We start from the raw sequence: 19,372 nt of genomic DNA on the forward strand, positions 1-19,372 counted from the left end.
GTTCTTCCACGGAGGCTGCGGCCAAAGGCCTGTGCGAAACGTCAACAGACGAAGCGACGGCAAAGGGCCGCATTATATCGGCCCAGCGCGCGGGGTACAGCGTGTTTATACGATAGAAACGGTCAATTGGACGGCTAACGCTGTCACTTGCGCGAAAACTCGACGAATGTCGCGATCACTTGATCGATTTGCGAGCGATTGACGTCCATGTGCGTGACCATGCGCAGACGGGAGGCGGCGCTCAATTTGATCCCGCGCTCGGCCGCAAACGCCTTGAGCGCCTCCGCTTTATCACCCATTTGCACGTAAACCATGTTGGTCTGCACGGGTTCGACAGTGAAACCGGCTTCACGCAGGCCTTCGGCGAGCAAGTGCGCGTTGGCGTGGTCATCGGCCAGGCGCTCGACGTTGTGATCCAGCGCATACAACCCCGCCGCAGCCAGCAATCCGGCCTGACGCATGCCGCCGCCGACCATCTTGCGCAAGCGACGCGCCTTGCCGATCAACTCGACCGATCCGCATAACACCGAACCGACCGGCGCGCCAAGGCCCTTGGACAGGCACACCGACACCGAATCGAAGTGCTGAGTGATTTGCCGGGCATCAACGCCCAGCTTGACGGCTGCGTTGTACAACCGCGCGCCGTCCAGGTGCAGTTGCAAGCCATTGTCCTGCGTGAACTTGCGCGCCCGCGCCAGATACTCCAGCGGCAGCACTTTGCCTTGCATGGTGTTTTCCAGCGCCAGCAATCGCGTCCGGGCGAAGTGGAAGTCATCCGGTTTGATCGCGGCGGCGACCTGATCCAGATCCAGCGAGCCATCGGCCTGCACCTCCAGCGGCTGTGGCTGGATCGAACCGAGCACCGCCGCGCCACCGCCCTCGTACTTATAGGTGTGCGCCTGTTGACCAACGATGTATTCGTCACCCCGCTCACAATGCGCCATCAAGCCGAGCAAGTTGCTCATGGTGCCGGTCGGCACAAACAGCGCAGCGGCGAAACCCAGCCGTTTCGCCAATTCGGCCTCCAGACGATTGACCGTCGGATCTTCGCCGTACACGTCATCACCGGTGTCCGCCGCAGTCATCGCGTCGAGCATGGCGGGAGTCGGTTGAGTGACGGTGTCGCTGCGAAGATCGATAACGCTCATGAACCTGGCCTCAAGTCAGCAGGGGAAATCCCTTTATGGAGGTGAATTACTGCGGTCATCGCACCGATTAATCAACCCTTGGCGCAGGAAAACACCCAAAGAGCGTTCAAAAAACTCGATAGCAATCATCGCAAAGGCGCAATGCGCAGACACACAATCTGTGTTAAAAACGCTGCGCCGCCCACAAAAGGGCGGCAAAACGTTCTCAGGGCGGGGTGCAATTCCCCACCGGCGGTAATTGCGCGCAATGCGCATAGCCCGCGAGCGCTTGGCGGCGGCCACGGCTTCGGCGGTGGATGGCGGCAAGGTCAGCAGACCCGGTGTGATTCCGGGGCCGACGGTCATAGTCCGGATGAAGAGAGAACGGGATTGACGCTAAAGGGCCGTCCGCGTGCATTCGTGCGAGCGTGCGCACCCTTGAATCCCATTCGATTCATAACGCCCTGTTTTTCACACAAACAGGAGTCAGAACATGCAACCCACCGCTTTCGATAGCAAAACCAAACACCCTCACGGCGAGCGCGTCGCGTTCATCCAGGCTTGCTGGCACAAGGAAATCGTCGACCAGAGCCGTAAAGGCTTCGTCGCTGAAATGCTCGTTCATGGTTATCAGGAATCGGACATCGACTTTTTCGAAGTCGGCGGCGCCTTTGAAATGCCCTTGCATGCCAAGCTACTGGCCAAGACCGGTCGTTATGCCGGTATCGTCGCGGCAGCCCTGGTAGTGGACGGCGGCATCTATCGTCACGAGTTCGTCGCCCAGTCGGTGGTCAGCGGCCTGATGCAGGTTCAGCTGGAAACCGAAGTACCGGTGTTCTCGGTGTCCCTGACCCCGCATCACTTCCATGCCGGTGAAGAACATCAGAAGTTCTTCTTGGAGCACTTTGTGCACAAGGGCCAGGAAGCGGCGAAGACTTGCGCGGATACGTTGCAGAAGGTTCGTGCGTTGCGTCGCACAGAGCCGCGTGCAGTAGCGGTCTGACCCTCCATTGAGGCGTTCCCACGCTCTGCGTGGGAACGATCATCACATCAGGCCAGGTTTTCGTCGGTGGCCGGGACGATCAGGATGCCCGCCCGCAGGCCATTCTTGACCTTGGGATTGGGGAAGATGATCCGCGCGCCCTCTTCCTCGATGATCCAGCGGGTATTGGCCAGATCTTCGGCCAGCACATAACCCACTTCCAGCTCGGAAAAGTTTTCGATGTCCTGCGGCAGGTTCAGGCGGAACGCATCGCTGTGCTTGATGATTTCCCGCGCCACGCTGAACAGTTGCAAACCGTCCAGGCCCTCCTCGGCGGCCGGTTCGTTGCCTTCGATGATCTGCTTCAGGCGGGTTTCCAGCAGCGACACATTGACCCCGTCGTTTTGCCCGAACGGTCGCGCCTTGCCCAGTTCCAACGTGAAGGCCTCGGCATCGAGCTTGTCGTAGGTGTATGAGCTGAACACGATCGACGGTTTGTTCTGCAACAGCACCGCCTCCATGCCGGCCGCGCGCAGGCGTGCCAGTTCGCGGCGGGAATGCTGGCGACCTTCCTTCCACGGGTACAAAGCGAACTGCTCGATCTTCGAACCGCGAATGGCCGTATGCAGGTCATAGTGAAGTCGCTGACGATCCGGCAGGCTGAAGAAGCTCGCCGCCAGTCGTTCCAGCTCACAGGCGCGTATGGCCTCAGAACCGCTGGTTTGTTCATGACGGCCGTTGAACAGCCGATTGACGTCCTGCTCGACGAAGCGCTCACCCTTGCGAATCGCTTCCGGGTTGCCGAACAGGAACAGAATGCGTGCGCGCGGTTTCAAATCGCCGCGTGCGATGTCGTGCAGCAGCCGGTCAAGCAACTCGATCGGCGCTGTTTCGTTGCCATGGATCCCCGCCGATAGCAGTAGATCCAGGCCATTGTCGCGTGCTTCCGGTGGCCGGACTTCCAGCGCACCTTCGCTCAACCAGCGCATCCGCACGCCTTCGACAGTCAGTTGAGTCTTCTCCGCCGGTTCGCGGCCGGCGAGGGTCAGTTCAAGCAGTTTGCCGAGGGCGAGCATAGAGCGGTTTCCTTAGTGGTCGTGGTTGCAATCCGGGCCGTGCACGTGGTCTTCGTCGTCGCCGACGTCAGCCGGTTCCATTTCCAGTTGCAGACTTACCAGATTAGTCGCCAATGGGCGCAGCAGCAGGTTGGCGTACTCGGCGTCGCCTTCTTCGACGTCCACGCCGATCAGCAGTTGGCCACGGCCGTCCTGCTGGATCCACAGCTCTTTGCCTTGCCACATGACCGCGACGCGGGTGCACGAGGTTTGCAGTTGCGTGCCGTCGGTATCTTCAAGGATCAGCTGCAGGGAATCGCTCATGTTTTTACTCTCTTGGGGAGATAAACCGCGCGCCGCGTTCAGGCGACGCGCCGGCCATCAATTGATCTGGAATGGATAAACCGCGCCCAGTTTAAGGATTTGCGTCAGTTCATCCAGTGCCGTCCGGCATTCAAGCAGCAATTGCGGGTCCGCCAGATCGGTTTCGCTCAGGCGGTCGCGGTAGTGCTTTTCAACCCATGCGGTCAACGAACCGTACAACGGGGCCGTCATGATAACGCCTGGGTTGACCGCCGCCAGTTCAGTTTCATTGAGCGCGACGCGTAGACGCAGGCACGCCGGGCCACCACCGTTCTGCATGCTTTGCTTGAGGTCGAAGACTTTCACTTCGCGGATCAGACCGCCGGAGCTGGTCAGGCTTTGCAGGTAGGCCCACACGCGCTCGTTGGCCTGGCACTCTTGCGGCACGATCAACAGCATCGAGCCATCAGGGCGCGACAACAACTGGCTGTTGAACAGGTACGAACGCACCGCGTCATCCACGGTGACCGCCGAACGCGGCACGCAGATCGACTGGAAGTTGCCGCCGACCTTGGCCAGTTTGCCTTGCAACTCGGCCAGCATCTGCTCGGTGTTGAGGAACGCGTCCTCGTGATAGAACAGCGCCTCGCCGTTGCCCACCGCGATCACATCGTTGTGGAACACACCCTGATCGATCACGTTCGGGTTTTGCTGGGCGTAAACCACGCCTTCGTCACGCAGACCGTGCAGACGCGCAACCGCTTGCGAGGCTTCGAGGGTCTGACGGGCCGGGTACTTTTGCGGTGCCGGGAAACGATTGTCGAAAGCACTGCGACCGAACACGAAGAACTCGACACCGGCCTCGCCGTACTCGCGGCAGAAACGCGTGTGGTTGGCCGCGCCTTCGTCGCCGAACTGCGCCACCGCCGGCAATGCCGCGTGATGGGCGAAGTGTTGCTGATTGGCGAACATCGCGCCGAGTACACGGCTGGTGGTCGGGTGCTCGATACTGCGGTGATATTTGCAGTTGAGGTTGGCGGCAGTGAAATGCACGCGACCGTCAGCGGTGTCGGCACTCGGGCTGACCGTGGCGGCGTTGGCCACCCACATGCTCGACGCCGAGCAACTGGCAACCAGCAACGGCATGGCTTCTTTGGCGGCGCGCTCGATCACTTGAGCGTCGGTGCCGCTGAAACCCAGACGGCGCAGAGCGGCCACGTCCGGACGCTCCTGTGGCGCCAGCACACCTTGCTGAAAGCCCATTTCCATCAGCGCTTTCATTTTCGCCAGGCCTTGCAGCGCGGCTTCCTTCGGATTCGAGGATTGCTGGCTGTTGCTCTGGGACGCCACGTTGCCGTAGGACAGACCGCCGTAGTTATGGGTCGGCCCCACTAGACCGTCAAAATTGACTTCATAGGATTTCATCAGCGAGGCTCCACGAGAATCTGTTGTTATAGGCTTCAGTAACTAACTGTTCAGTGCGACCGAGGTGCGGCCTTCGCGAGCAGGCTCACTCCTACAGGTTTGGCGGTGACATACATGTTGTGTACGACACAAATCCTGTGGGAGCGAGCCTGCTCGCGAATGGATATCACGCCATCTTCACGCCAGGCGTCAGGGTGGCAGGCAACACCAGGCTCGGTGTTTCCAGCGACGCCACCGGGTACGCGCAGTAATCCGCCGCGTAGTAGGCACTGGCGCGATGGTTGCCCGAGGCACCGACACCGCCGAACGGTGCGCTGCTCGCAGCACCGGTCAGTTGTTTGTTCCAGTTGACGATACCGGCGCGGCTTTCCAGCCAGAACTGCTGATAGCGATCTTCGGAATCGGACAGCAGACCCGCGGCCAAGCCGTAAGCGGTGTCGTTGGCCTCACTGATCGCGGCAGCGAAATCGGTGTAGCGGATCACTTGCAGCAACGGGCCAAACAGTTCTTCGTCCGGGCGCTCGGCCACAGCCGTCACATCAACAATGCCCGGAGTCAGCAGCGCCGACTGCGCCTGCGGCTGAGTCATCTCCAGCAGCGACACGGCGCCGTTGGCCAGCAGATGTTCCTGGGCATCCATCAGCGCTTTCGCCGCGCCGAGGGAAATCACTGAGCCCATGAACGGTGCCGGTTGCTGATCGAATGCACCGACCTCGATGGTCGCGCTGACTTCCACCAGACGCTTGAGCAGGCTGTCGCCCCACGCGCCTTGCGGCACCAGCAAGCGACGGGCGCAGGTGCAGCGCTGGCCGGCAGAAATGAACGCCGACTGAATGATCGTGTAAACCGCCGCATCCAGATCGGCGACCTGATCGACCACCAGCGGGTTGTTGCCGCCCATTTCCAGCGCAAGAATCTTGTCCGGGCGCCCGGCGAATTGCTGGTGCAGATGGTTGCCGGTGCGGCTGGAGCCGGTAAAGAACAGACCGTCGATGCCCGGGTTCGCCGCCAGCGCGATGCCGGTTTCGCGGGCACCTTGCAGCAGGTTCAGGACGCCGGCCGGCAGACCGGCTTCGATCCAGCACTTGACCGTCAGCTCGGCGACTTTCGGGGTCAGCTCGCTTGGCTTGAACAGCACGCTGTTACCGGCCAGCAGCGCCGGCACGATGTGGCCGTTCGGCAAATGACCCGGGAAGTTGTAAGGGCCAAACACCGCGACCACGCCGTGGGGCTTGTGGCGCAGCACGGCGGTGGCGTCGCCCAGCGGGCCGCTCTTCTCGCCGGTACGTTCGCGGTAGCTCTGCACCGAGATCGCGATCTTGTTGACCATGCTGGTGACTTCAGTCGCGGCTTCCCACAGTGGCTTGCCGGTTTCCTCACCGATGGTGCGGGCCAGTTCGTCGGCGTGGTTTTTCAGCGCGGCGGCGAAAGCTTCCAGAACGCTGATGCGATCTTCCAGCGAACGACGAGCCCAGCCCGGAAATGCCTGACGCGCAGCCTGCACGGCCGACTCGACCTGAGCCGCGGTGGCGCCCTCCCCCGACCACAGCACTTGCTGGGTCACCGGGTTCAGCGATTGAAAAGCTTCACCCTGACCGGCCAGCCATTCACCTGCAATGTATAGCGAATTCATTATTTCGACTCCCGAGCAGCGGACAACGCCACGGCGCGCACTTGATCGCCAGCGTTGAGTTGAAGACGTTTGGCGGTCTGCTGATCGACCACCAGAGTGCCGGCGGCCAGACGTGCCGGCGCGGCAGTGATGCGGCAGTCTTCGCGCTTGCGGTTATGGATGATGAACGGCGTGGCGTCGTCGCCCGGCGTACCCACGGCCAGCACCAGCGCTTCGCTGTCACGCACAGCGCGGATCTTGCTGGTTTCGCATTCGATGGCCGGGCCGGCGTCGAAGATGTCGACGTAGCCCTGATAGCTGAAACCTTCACTCTTGAGCATCGCCAGCGCCGGCTCGGTGTCCGGGTGAACCTGACCGATGACATTGCGTGCGTCCGGAGACAGGAAGCAGGTGTACAGCGGGAATTTCGGCATCAGTTCAGCGATGAAGGCCTTGTTGCCGACACCGGTCAGGTAATCGGCCTGGCTGAATTCCATCTTGAAGAAGTGCCGGCCCAGACTTTCCCAGAACGGCGAGCGACCGGCTTCATCCGACACACCACGCATCTCGGCGATGATCTTGTTGCCGAACAGTTCCGGGAACTCGGCGATGAACAGCATCCGCGCCTTGGACAACATGCGGCCGTTGAGGCCAGTGCGGTAATCGGCGTGCAGAAACAGCGAGCACAGCTCGGAGTTGCCGGTCAGGTCGTTGGCGAGGAACAGCGTCGGGATCTCGCGATAGATGTTCAGCTCTTGCGAAGCGCTGACAGTGAGGCCGACACGGAAGTTGTACCAGGGCTCACGCAGACCGACCGCGCCGGCAATGGCAGAAATCCCCACCACGCGGCCGTTGTCATCTTCGAGCACGAACAGGTAGTCCGCGTCGCCACGGCCGGCTTCGCCGCGAAAGGTCTTCTCGGCCCAGCCGACCCGATGGGTCAGGCGCTCTTCGTTGGCCGGCAATGTGGTCAGGCCGGTGCCGGTGCTGCGGGCCAGGTCGATCAGCGCGGATAAATCGCTGCTGCGTACGGGACGAACAATCATGCTATCTCCTCAAACGGGCCGCCTTCGCCACCCGTGAAACTCGCTAAGGCGTTAAACCGCCACCAGGCGCACGCTGGCACCTTCACCGACGCCCAAGGCTTCGGCCGCTTCCATATCCAGCGTCACCGGTTTGCCCGGCGCGTAGTCCAGCTCAAGCAACACGGCGCGGTAATCCTGCAACTGGGCGTTGGCCACCAGATACTGGCGCCCGGCACCTTTGACCGGCTCGCCGATCTTCACTGGCACCACGCGGCTCTGGGCGATCGAACGGATCCCCGAAACACGCGCATGCAGGGTCGGGCCACCGTCGAAAATGTCGATGTAGTGGTCGGTCTCAAAGCCTTCGCGCATCAGGATGTCGAAGGTGATCTGCGCACGCGGGTGCACCTGGCCCATCGCTTCTTGAGCGGAATCCGGCAGCAGCGGCACGTAGATCGGGTAATGCGGCATCAGCTCGGCGAGGAACGTACGGCTTTTCAGCCCGCACAGGCGCTCGGCCTCGGCGTAGTTGAGGTCGAAGAAGTTGCGACCAATGGCGTCCCAGAACGGCGAGTCGCCATTCTCGTCGCTGTAACCGACGATCTCGGTCACCACCGAATCAGCGAACCGCTCCGGGTGGCTGGCGACAAACAGCAGACGGCCACGGGAGTTGAGCTCCGACCAAGGCGAACCCACCAACTCGCGCTGCACATAGAAACTGGTCAGCAAGCTGTTGCCGGTCAGGTCGTGGCATTGCGAAAGCACGTGGATCTTGTTGTGGATCTTCAATTCGCGGGATGCGTGGACGAAGGTCTCGTTGCGGAAGCTGTAGAACGGCTCCGAATAACCCGCCGAGGCAACGATGGCCGAGCAGCCGACCAGTTTGCCGGTGGCGGTGTCTTCAAGGACGAAGAAGTAGCTCTCTTCACCGTTAAAGCTCACTTCGGCGGCGAACGAGGCTTCGCTCGCGGCGATCTTGTCGCTCAGACGTTCCACGTCATCCGGCAAGGAAGTGACACCAATCGGGCTGTCCGCAGCCAGACGCTGTACCTCGCCCAGATCAGCCATTTGCGCGGGGCGCATCACCAGCATGGTGTCACTCCTTTTCTCTTATCAATTCACAGAAGATGAAAATCTCGGGCCACTTCCCAGGGGAAACAGGGGAAAAGCTGTTTGTGGCGAGGGGATTTATCCCCGTTGGGGTGCGAAGCGCCCCTGAACCCGTCCCCGCACAATTGCGTGCGCGGTGACTGGATTTAGGGCGGCTGCGCCACCCAACGGGGATAAATCCCCTCGCCACAGGGGCTCACTCCCAAATCAATCTGGCCCGAAACAAAAATTGGCTTCGACGCCTGAAATGCTCAGGCGTCGAAAGGTCTATCAAGCTTGCGTCAATTTCGCTGCAGCACGTTCGAAGCGGTCCAGGCCGGCATCGATGTCGGCGTCTTCCACCACCAGGCTCGGGGCGAAACGGATTACGTCCGGGCCGGCTTGCAGAATCATCAGGCCTTCTTTTTCAGCGGCGTTGAAGATGTCCTTGGCCTTGCCTTTCCAGGCATCGCTCAGTACGCAACCGATCAGCAGACCAAGGCCACGCACCTGAGTGAACAGGCCGTACTTCTCGCCGATCTGCTGCAGACGCGTCTTGAACTTGTCGTGCTTGGCATTCACGCCATTCAACACTTCAGGGGTGTTGATCACGTCGATCACCGCTTCCGCGACGGCGCACGCCAGCGGGTTGCCGCCGTAAGTGGTGCCGTGGGTGCCGACGACCAGATGTTTGGCCAGCGCTTCGGTGGTCAGCATCGCCGCGATCGGGAAACCGCCGCCCAGGCTCTTGGCGCTGGTCAGGATGTCCGGAGTCACGCCGTAATGCTGGTAGGCGAACAGCTTGCCGCTGCGGCCCATGCCGGTTTGCACTTCATCGAACACCAGCAGCGCGTTGTTTGCGTCGCACAGTTCGCGGGCACCTTGCAGGTAAGCCAGTTCGGCCGGCAGTACGCCGCCCTCGCCCTGGATCGGCTCCAGCACGACCGCGCAGGTCTTGTCGGAAACCGCAGCTTTCAGCGCAGCCAGGTCGTTATAAGGAACGTGGGTGATGCCGGTGATTTTCGGGCCGAAACCGTCGGAGTACTTCGACTGGCCACCGACGTTAACGGTGAACAGGGTACGGCCGTGGAAGCTGTTCAGCGCGGCGATGATTTCGTACTTCTCGCTGCCGAAACGGTCGAACGCCACGCGACGGGCCAGCTTGAACGCGGCCTCGTTGGCTTCGGCGCCAGAGTTGCAGAAGAACACGCGCTCGGCGAACGTGGCGTCGATCAGCTTGTGCGCCAGACGCAGGGCCGGCTCGTTGGTGAACACGTTCGATACGTGCCACAGCTTGTTCGCTTGCTCGGTCAAGGCACCGACCAGCGCCGGGTGCGCGTGGCCCAATACGTTGACGGCGATGCCGCCAGCAAAGTCGATCAGCTCGCGGCCGGCCTGATCCCAGACGCGGGAACCGGCGCCACGCACCGGAATGAAAGCGGCAGGCGCGTAGTTGGGAACCATAACCTGGTCGAAATCGGCGCGTTGTACCGCAGCGTGCTCAACGGACATCGGAGTCTCCTGATGAGGGCCACCCGCCTGAAACTGGCGAGCGATGGGGGGATTGTAAGGACAGTTTTCAGCCCGGCCTTGCCGCCAAGCGACAACTTCTTATAGCGCAAACCCCGGATTTTCCCGGGTTTACGGCAATGCGACATATAGCGTCGCAAAGGCGCAGTTTAAACCGGCGCTGCCGATTTGCGGCAGGCGGGCAAGGATATCAACTTAAGACCTTCCCACCGGTATAAATATGTACCGCACCGACGGTGCATCGCTCTGATTTGATTGGCGCTTTCAAACGCCAAGGATTGGCCCGATGCATCCGACCGACGAGCAGCACACCGCCACCAGTCACAACGTCGATTCACAGCAGCCCGACGTCCATTACCTGCACCTCAAAGCCAGCATGCCCGACTGGTTGGGCAACGCTTCGGCGGCCAGGCGCAACGCCCTCAAGACCACGCAACCCGCACTGCCCTCCAAGCTGCGAGCGGTATCGGTCGCCCACCATCAGGCGCTGAAGGCGCTCAATGCCGCGCACTGGACCGCCCAAAACGATGTCGACCAACAGCTCGAACATTTCCAGGATGCCAGCACCTTCGCCGAGCCCCTGCTCAAAGCCGCGTTGAAAGAACAGTTCGCTCTGGATCTGGACGTCAGAACCACGTACCTGCACCTGTACATCCCGGCCACCACGCCACTGTTTTCGATCAAGACCGGCGCCCGCACCTGGACGGTGTCGCTACTGGACGCCGCGCTGCATAACTTCGAGGAGAAGGAAACCGAGGACGATGCCTATGAAGCCGAATCCACCTTCATTACCCAACCCTCGGCGACCGGCCAGTTCGACACCCTGCCTGCGATCAAGCAAACGCTGAGCATCGCCGCATTCACCCGGCTCTGCCGAACGCTGGATATCGGCGCGCAGTACAAAACCTGGCTGGAAGACCATCTGGGGTTTGGCGATGAAGCGAAAGCCTCGGCGCTGCGCCTCAAGGTCGACAAGAGCCAGCAAGCCGCCCTGAAAGCCGCCCTGCAACTCGCCCGCATGAACGACGATATCAGCGAGGGCTACTTTCGTACGATCACCGCACTGGCCGAAGGCGTACCGCACCTGCGGATCAATGGCCAGTCCCTGCTGTGTAACAGCCTGACGATGATGGAGGCCCCACTCACCGGCATCGCGGTGTTCGCCCCGCCGGCAGATGAACCGCAAAACGTGGCGCGGGTGGTGGCCTGGGTGCCGGATGACCCTGAACATCCGATCAAGGAATACGCCTCCTCAGCAGAGCTGGAAGTCGAACTGACCAGGCAACTGCGCTCACGCGACTATCAGAAATTCTTCAGTCGCTTCGTCAACCACGAACAGCGTGGCTTTTTCTTCTCCAGCCTGAACGCTCGCCTGAGCCGGGTGACGTGGCACGAACCCGTGCCGGGCAGCACGCAGCCGGTGTGGCGAGACGAACCATTCGACAAACCGGACCTGCAACTGGCCGCCACGCCAATCAGCGCCGAGTTATGGGAGCACCTCTATCAAGGCAAACTGAACAAGATCCTCAATGACGCCCAAGTCATTGCCGTCGCGACCGCCACAGTCGATTCAAAAGTGCGCTGGGCACTGTGGGATTCGTTCGTCGGTATCGCCTCGACGATTGTGCAGACCGCCGCATTCATCATTGCGCCGTTCGTGCCGGTTCTGGGCGAAATGATGATGGCGTACATGGCCTACCAGTTTCTCGACGAAATGTTCGAAGGCATTGTCGAGTGGACGCAAGGCCAGAACACCGAAGCGCTGACGCACCTGTTCGGCTGCCTTGAGTCGCTGGTTCAACTCGGCGCATTTGTCGCCGGCGGTGTCGTTGCCCTGGGCGAGTTCCGCAACGTGCTGCCCAAAGAAATAGTCGCCTTCATCGACAGTTTCAAACCGGTACAGATGCCCAACGGCAAAACCCTTTATTGGAAACCGGATCTGTCCGCCTACCAGCAAAAAAACCTGCCGACGCCAGGTTCATCCCCTTCGCGACTGGGCCTGCACGAACATCAGGGCAAGCTATTGCTACCCATTGATCAAGGCCACTATGCCGTCAAAGAAACTCCGATTCCCGGCCAATATCGAATCGATCATCCAACCCGGCCCGACGCCTATAAGCCGCTGGTGCGCCATAACGGCGACGGTGCGTGGCACACCGAGGTCGAACAGCCGCTGGAGTGGGACGCCCCCACGGCGTTGCGGCGGATTGGCCACTCGGTCGAGTCCTTCTCACCCGTTCAACGTGAACGAGTCCTTCAGATCAGCGGCTTCGACCACAACGCTCTTCGTCACATGCATGCCGACCAGGAGCCGTTACCGCCGTTGCTGGCGGACAGTATTGCGCGCTTCAAGATCGACCAGGATCTGCAACTGTTAATCGAGCAAATGGGCAGCGAGTTGCCCGAACAGCAACGCAGTGCCGACCCGCTGACGCAACTGCAACTGCTCAATGATTACGGACGCTGGCCTGGCAACAAACGCCTGCGCCTGATGGACCAACAACAGGCTGTCACCTGGCAGTCCTCAGCAGACGAAACGCTTCCCCTCACCGATATTCGCTCGGACGGACTGGTGGACGGCGATGTCCTGAAGACACTGCTGCAAACCCTGGACGAACAGGACGCCAAAGCGCTGCTGGGCGAAGACTTCGCCGGTCCGGATCTGACACTGGAGGTCCGCACCCGCCATTTGCGCAAGCAACTGCTGCACCATGCCAAAACGCAACGCGGGACACTGTTCGAAGCACGCTACCAGGCTCTCGAAACGCCCGACGATCCGCTGATCAGCCGCCTTACGCAGCACGAACCAACGCTCCCCCGGCGCATCACGGAGGAACTGCTCAACAACGCCACCGGCGATGAGCTATTGCTGATCAGTGAAGGGCAGTTACCCCAGCGCCAGCAAAACCTTATCCAGATTGCCAGCGAAGAGGTACGCGTCGCGCGCGCATATGAAGGACTGGAGATGGGCTCGGTGAGTAATCCGGATACCGACACTTTGGTACTGCACAGCCTCAGGCAAGTGCCTGGCTGGAGCGGTAATGTGCGCCTGGAAATTCGCGACGGCGCCTATGAGGGCAAGGTGCTCGACAGCACCGGGCGAGTGGATGCGCCGGTGCAAAAAATTCTGGTCAGACAAACCGATGACCTCTATCAGCCGTTCGACGACCGCGGCCAGGAACTGCATTCGGCCACCGATATTTATTCCAGCATTCTGTACGCCCTGCCGGATACCGAACGTCAGGCCCTGAACATTCAGATTGGCCAGCCGGAACAACTGAAAAGTGCGATCCGCGCCCGGCCACTGGCTCGGGAGGATCTGCGCGTAGCGATATCACTGCCCCCGGCTCCGCAACCGCAACTGGATACTCTGCGCCTGGTCGGGCGTGGCGGTCGCCAGCCAACATTCGGTCTGCCTGACGCCTACGTGCATCCGGGCGCAATCATAGAGCCCCAGCCACTGGATCCTGTTCAGGTGATCTATCGCGGCTACACCACTCAGGAGGCCGAAGACTTTGCGACCCGATTCAATCAGGACCCGGTAGCAATCAGAAACGAACTGACCCGTCTGAGGGGTGAACTCAGTCAACTTCAGGATGACCTGCGGCTGTGGGAAACCCGGATCCCCGTGAACAATCCCGACACCGGCCTTCCATTGACGGTGATTGAACTGCGGGCTGCAAGGCAAAGCCGAGCGCGACTCAGGGTCGACATTGAACGCTGCTGGCGCAGGGAGCTACGCAGCTCTACCGGTTACACGCTGCAGATCAGGGAGCCGATCATTGGCGACCTGCCTGTGTTGAATGCAGACTTCAGTCATGTCACCTTGCTGAGCATCAATGGCAGCGCCCGCACCGGCGCCGTCGATGGGTTTTTGCAGCAATTCCCGCAACTGTTTTACCTCGACATGCAAAACCTGAATGTGCCGAATCTGCCGCCCGCCATTCGCTCGATGCCACGATTGCGAAATCTGATCCTGCGCAACTGCGGCATTGTTCTGCCCGCCGACAGCCGAGCGCTATTTTCACCCTTGTCCGAACTCCTTATCCTGGACCTGCAAGGCAACCGATTAGGCGCTGCGCCCGAGGTACACACGATACCTTCGTTGCGCTACATCAATCTCGAAAACACGGGAATCACGAAGCTGCCAGACGGTCTGCTGGATCATCCACGGCTGAGCAATGGCAGATTCGACGGCAATCAGATCACTGACATTCCCAAGGCTTTTTTCGACTTGCCCCCGGCGCTGAGCGATGGCTTCAGTTTTGCCAACAACCCACTGTCTCCAATCAGTCGGGAGCGGGTGAAAGCGTACTACCAGCAAACCGGAAAACACTTCGGCATCTTGCCGGAGCGAGCCGATATGAATCGGGCCATGAACCTCTTTCCTGCCCTCGACACCGAGCAGGCCGCCGAGTTGCTCTATCAACTGCCCGGCACACTGGTTGACGGTCGCGTCCACCTCGCCGGATGGGAAACCGAAGCCCACCGAATGCAAAACGACCTGGCGCAATGGACCAATAACGTTCCTGACCACCACCCCGAAACCGGCCAGGCGCTGACTATCAGTGAGCGGGTGAACGAGCGTCTCGCCCGGCAGCGATTCAGTATCAAACTCGAACAGTTCTGGCACGAAAGAAGCCCTGTATCCCCCAACTCTCGCAGTAGCCGTCTGGTAGCGAGCGTCGAGTTTATCGGAGACATGCCAGTACTCGACGCTGACTTCAGCCACGTTGCTGAACTGACGCTCGATGGCAACAAAAACGTTTCGACCGTACTGCCCTTCCTGCAACGTTTCCAGAATCTGACCGACCTGGAGCTGAGTTTTTTTGACCTGGAACCGGCCACCTTGGAATCCATCAATGCCCAGCAACTGGTCACACTGCGGCTCAAGAACTGCGGGGTCGTGATCACCCCGGAAAATCAAGCAGCACTCTGCGCCATGAGCCAACTGGAGATACTCGAGTTACGCGGCAACCCGCTCGGATCCTTCTTTGATCTGAATCTGCTGCCCTCGCTCAAGCACCTCGACCTGTCAGACACCGGACTCTCCGAGCTTCCAGCCGGAATCACCGACAATCACAACCTGGCAACCGCATTGTTCAGTGAAAACAATATTGTCGAATTGCCCGATGCCTTGTTCGATCTGCCGGCCGAGCGCAGTGACGGAATTGATCTGGCCGAGAATCCGAGGCTCTCCTCGAACGCTCGCAACCAGATAAAAAACTATTACCGCAAAACCGGGCATGATTTCGACGTGCTGGCAGATCCAACAGATATCGCCTTGGCGAAGCGGCTGTTCCCGACGCTGGATACCGTCGAAGCCAGTGAAGTGATCTATGACCTGCCCGGCACCCTGGCGGACAGTCGGATTCAGCTCAATATCTGGCAAATGGAGCTGAGCGGGCTGGAGCAGGATCTGCGCACATGGGCCGTTGAGGTACCACATCAGAACCCTGTGACGGGGGCGGCGATCGATGCTGTCGAAATGTTCAACAACTACACGGCCCGATCGGAGTTTGCCCAGCGGCTGCAGGATTTCTGGCAAAGTCGTTCGACCACCTCCAGCATGCGCGACGATCACTTTATCGCGAACCTGGCCTTCACGGGGGACATGCCACGGCTGAACGTAGATTTCAGCCATGTGTCGAGTCTGAACCTGATGGGCACTGCGTCGGTGAATGACATCGCCTCGTTCGTGGAACTGTTTCCCAACCTGCACGTCCTTGAGATGCGCAACTTCGAATTGGGACAAATACCAGCCAACCTCGGACACCTGTCGCAGCTCAAGGAGCTGATGCTGACCCACTGCAACATTACCCTCACGGCCGAGGGGCAGACCCTTCTGCAATCGCTGAACGAACTTGAACTCCTGAACCTGAGCCATAACACACTGGTGCAGATTCCAGATCTGGCGGCGCTGCCCATGCTGAACGATGTTCGCCTGACCAACACCGGCATTGGCAACGTACCCAATGGTTTGAGCTCTCATCCGAACCTGCGCAATGCACTGCTCAACGACAACGCGATCACGGATCTGCCCGAATCGTTTTTCGCGGTGGACATTGATCTGGCTGACGGCATAGATCTGGCAAACAATCCTTTGTCCCCGTCCACGCGTGAGCGTATCAAGTCCCACTACGCTGCCATCGGCTATGACTTCGGTGTACTCCCCGACCTGGCCGACATCGCCAAGGCACAAGCACTGTTTCCCGATCTGGACATCGAAGATGTCACGCACGTGATCTATGAATTGCCTGGAACGCTGGCAGACGGCAGCGCCCAACTGGCGCACTGGGAGGCTGAACTCACGCAGATGGTCAGTGACCTTACCGAATGGTCCGATCGCGCACCTGCGGGTCTGGCGGGTTTGAACATGACCGCCGCTGACAGAGCGACACAGCGGTTCGAGCGCCGAGCGTTCAGCGTACAACTGGAACATTTCTGGCGCAGCAGACAAAACAGCAAAACAGAGCTCAGGCTCAACGCTTTCGACGCCCACCTCAGGGTGATCGGTGATCTGCCAGCGCTGAGTGCTGATTTCAGTCACGTCACCCAAATGACCTTGCAGGGTAGCGAAAAGCTGACGGGGGTCGAGGGTTTCCTGAATTGCTTTACCGGGCTGGAGGCACTGGAAATGCGCCGCTTTGCCTTGGATCAATTCCCCCTGGCCGTGTCCCGCATGCCCCAACTCAAAACCCTGGTACTGAGCAGCTGCGGCATTGCTTTTGATGAATCGGGGCAAGCGGCCTTGTCCTCGTTATCCCGACTGACAATGCTGGATATGTACAACAACCCGCTGGGCAGCGCCCCAGACGTTTCGGCGCTGAGAGCACTGACGTTCATCGATCTATCCCGAACCGGGATCGACCATCTACCGCCCAGCCTACTCGAACTGCCGGTTCTGGAAACGGCGATACTCCATGAAAACCTCATCAGCGAGTTGCCAGAGGCACTTTTTCAACTGCCCGCCGACGCCAGCAATGGCTTTGACTTGAATCGCAACCCGCTGTTGCCAGCCACGCGCGAACGGATAAAAACCCATCATCAAGCGCTGGGCATTGATTTTGGCGTTTCCGTACCTCAGGAAGATAGTTTGCTGGCCCGTGCGTTGTATCCGCATCTGACCGACGCGCGCCTCGACGAAATCGTCTACGGCCTGCCCGGTACTTTGGCCGATGGGCATCTGGAACTGATCCGCAGACAAACAGAGATCACCACACTGATCAATGATCTTGAGGCGTGGACGAATGAAATTCCCCTCGCCCCCGGCACCAACACACCCTTGACGGGCGATAGCCTGATCGAGGAACAAGATTGCAGAATGCGATTCAAGGAAAGTCTCGAACAATGCTGGCGCCGGATAGTGAGGGAAGGCCGATCCGAGTTCGACTTTACGTTCCATCTGCCAATTACAGGCGAACTACCAACGCTGTCGGCGGATTTTTGGCATATTCGCACGCTGATCCTGGCGGGTAACAGATTCAAGCTCCCTCGCGTCGGTCGATTCCTGGAGCGCTTCCCCCATCTGCGTTCGCTTACCATAGAGAGCTATCATCTGGGCGACATTCCTGGCGCCATTCCAGCCATGGAAAGTTTGACGGAACTCAGCCTGGTCAATTGTCAGATCACCCTCACTCAGGAAAGCGCGAATGCGTTGCGCGGCATGAGTAACCTCACGCGACTCGCCTTGAGGGATAACGCGCTGGGCCGAACCCCCGACCTCAGTCAGATGACGTCACTGGCCAGACTGAACTTGAACAACACAGGACTTACGGAAATTCCGCCGGGCTTGTTCAATCGCCCGGACCTTGTGTATGCCGACCTGGCCAACAACTCCATTGTCGAATTGCCCATCGAGATAATGGAGGCCGACACCACCGAATTCATCTTCAGCGGCGATCTGCTCTCCCCTAGTAGCCAGCAAGCACTGAGTGTTTATGCCAGCAGAAGGGCTGTCAGACTGCAGATCCCACAAAGAATTGGTCGCCATTTCGAAGAGTTCGAAGACGACTCGTTTTCCAGTGGCGCTGAAGCCAGGTCTTACATCGACTCTTCGCAGAGTTCAGGTGACCTGGTCGTCGACTAGCGTCTAGCCGCGCTCGGGCGGCACCGACGACAATTCAAACGGACTGCTGCTGCGCCGCTGGTTGCGATCTTCCCGCGGTGTGGCGCCGAAGAAGTTGCGGTAGGCACTGGAGAAATGCGGCCCCGAGGAGAAGCCGCACGACAGGCCGATCTGGATGATCGACTTGCTGGTTTGCATCAACATCTGCCGGGCCTTGTTCAGGCGCAGTTCCAGGTAGTACTGGCTCGGCACGCGGTTGAGGTACTGCTTGAAGATCCGCTCCAATTGCCGACGGGATACGCACACATGCTGGGCAATCTCGTCGGTGGTCAGCGGCTCTTCGATGTTGGCTTCCATCAGCAACACGGCTTGCGTGAGCTTCGGATGGCTAGAGCCGAGACGGTTCTGCAACGGAATACGCTGACGCTCGCCGCCCTCGCGGATGCGCTCGACCACCAGCTCTTCCGACACCGCACCGGCCAGCTCCGCACCGTGGTCACGGGCCAGCACTGCCAGCAACAAATCGAGCACCGACATGCCGCCGCACGCGGTCAGGCGATCGCGATCCCAATCGAACAGATGACTGGTGGCGATGACTTTCGGGAAGCGTTCGGCGAAATCGTCCTGCCAGCGCCAGTGCACGGCGGCGCGATAACCATCGAGCAAACCGAGCTGCGCCAACGGATACACGCCGGCCGACAGACCGCCGATCACACAACCGGCACGCACCAGTTGCTTGAGCGCGCTGCTCAGTGGCGAGGCCAGCGAAGTTGGCGGCTCATCGGCAAGCAGGAACAGTTTCTGGAAGTTCTCGAGCTTGCCGGCCCACGGTTCGCCGGGTAATTGCCAGGCGCCTTCGACGGGCGGCTCGGCCTGCAAGAACGACAGTTCGTAAACCACGTCCGGGTGCACCCGCTGCGCAACACGCAAGGCCTCCTCCGCCAGCGCCAGCGTCAACGCTTTAGTGCTGGGCCAAATCAGGAAACCAATTCGATGGGCAGTCATGGGCGGGCAATCCGAAACGAGGAACGGTGATGAAGGCAAGGGCCAATGCTAGCCCGAAAATGAACACAAATCTTGAGTCTGACGGAGATCACCTGTAGGAGCTGTCGAGTGAAACGAGGCTGCGATCTTTTGATTTTGGTTTTTGAAGATC

11 protein-coding genes and 1 riboswitch are annotated in these 19,372 nt (G+C 59.9%); of the genes, 2 read left to right on the top strand and 9 right to left on the bottom strand.

Annotated features, from left to right (window positions below; all coding sequences use genetic code 11):
* Positions 1–143: 143 nt before the first annotated feature.
* Positions 144–1,148, bottom strand: a complete 1,005-nt coding sequence (gene ltaE, locus ACA043_RS22255; RefSeq protein WP_497657933.1) for a low-specificity L-threonine aldolase — start codon at positions 1,146–1,148, stop codon at positions 144–146.
* A 197-nt stretch (positions 1,149–1,345) separates the two neighbouring features.
* Positions 1,346–1,517, top strand: a riboswitch (FMN riboswitch).
* Between the two features lie 103 nt (positions 1,518–1,620).
* Between ltaE and ACA043_RS22260 the strand changes: the two genes are divergently transcribed.
* Positions 1,621–2,130, top strand: coding sequence for a 6,7-dimethyl-8-ribityllumazine synthase (locus tag ACA043_RS22260; RefSeq protein ID WP_497657934.1), 510 nt, complete (start codon positions 1,621–1,623; stop codon positions 2,128–2,130).
* Positions 2,131–2,177: 47 nt separating this feature from the next.
* Here the strand turns inward: ACA043_RS22260 and astE are convergent, their stop codons facing one another.
* The 7 genes from astE to ACA043_RS22295 form a co-directional block, all read right to left on the bottom strand.
* Entirely contained in the window at positions 2,178–3,185 is a 1,008-nt protein-coding gene (gene astE / locus ACA043_RS22265) for a succinylglutamate desuccinylase (RefSeq protein ID WP_401272013.1), read from the bottom strand.
* A 12-nt stretch (positions 3,186–3,197) separates the two neighbouring features.
* Positions 3,198–3,488, bottom strand: coding sequence for a hypothetical protein (locus ACA043_RS22270; RefSeq protein ID WP_016983958.1), 291 nt, complete (start codon positions 3,486–3,488; stop codon positions 3,198–3,200).
* 57 nt (positions 3,489–3,545) lie between these two features.
* Entirely contained in the window at positions 3,546–4,892 is a 1,347-nt protein-coding gene (gene astB / locus ACA043_RS22275) for an N-succinylarginine dihydrolase (RefSeq protein ID WP_187679280.1), read from the bottom strand.
* 166 nt (positions 4,893–5,058) lie between these two features.
* Entirely contained in the window at positions 5,059–6,528 is a 1,470-nt protein-coding gene (astD, locus tag ACA043_RS22280; protein WP_187679342.1) for a succinylglutamate-semialdehyde dehydrogenase, read from the bottom strand.
* Positions 6,525–7,550 carry an arginine N-succinyltransferase gene (gene astA / locus ACA043_RS22285; RefSeq protein ID WP_187679281.1) on the bottom strand — a complete coding sequence of 342 codons (1,026 nt, stop codon included), beginning with the start codon at positions 7,548–7,550 and terminating at the stop codon, positions 6,525–6,527. Before astA ends, astD begins: the two co-directional genes overlap by 4 nt.
* Before the next feature lie 51 nt (positions 7,551–7,601).
* On the bottom strand, positions 7,602–8,621 hold the full coding sequence (gene aruF / locus ACA043_RS22290) for an arginine/ornithine succinyltransferase subunit alpha (RefSeq protein WP_100847631.1): 1,020 nt from the start codon (positions 8,619–8,621) through the stop codon (positions 7,602–7,604).
* Between the two features lie 288 nt (positions 8,622–8,909).
* On the bottom strand, positions 8,910–10,130 hold the full coding sequence (locus tag ACA043_RS22295) for an aspartate aminotransferase family protein (RefSeq protein WP_187679282.1): 1,221 nt from the start codon (positions 10,128–10,130) through the stop codon (positions 8,910–8,912).
* Positions 10,131–10,434: 304 nt separating this feature from the next.
* Here ACA043_RS22295 and ACA043_RS22300 point away from each other — a divergent pair, with 304 nt between their 5' ends.
* Positions 10,435–18,237 (top strand): dermonecrotic toxin domain-containing protein, encoded by a 7,803-nt coding sequence (locus ACA043_RS22300; RefSeq protein ID WP_497657935.1) that lies wholly within the window; start codon positions 10,435–10,437, stop codon positions 18,235–18,237.
* A gap of 3 nt (positions 18,238–18,240) precedes the next feature.
* Here ACA043_RS22300 and ACA043_RS22305 read toward each other — a convergent pair whose 3' ends face one another.
* Positions 18,241–19,221, bottom strand: coding sequence for a GlxA family transcriptional regulator (locus tag ACA043_RS22305; protein WP_187679284.1), 981 nt, complete (start codon positions 19,219–19,221; stop codon positions 18,241–18,243).
* Between the last annotated feature and the right edge of the window lie 151 nt (positions 19,222–19,372).

The organism is Pseudomonas sp. LBUM1648 (genome assembly GCF_059716145.1).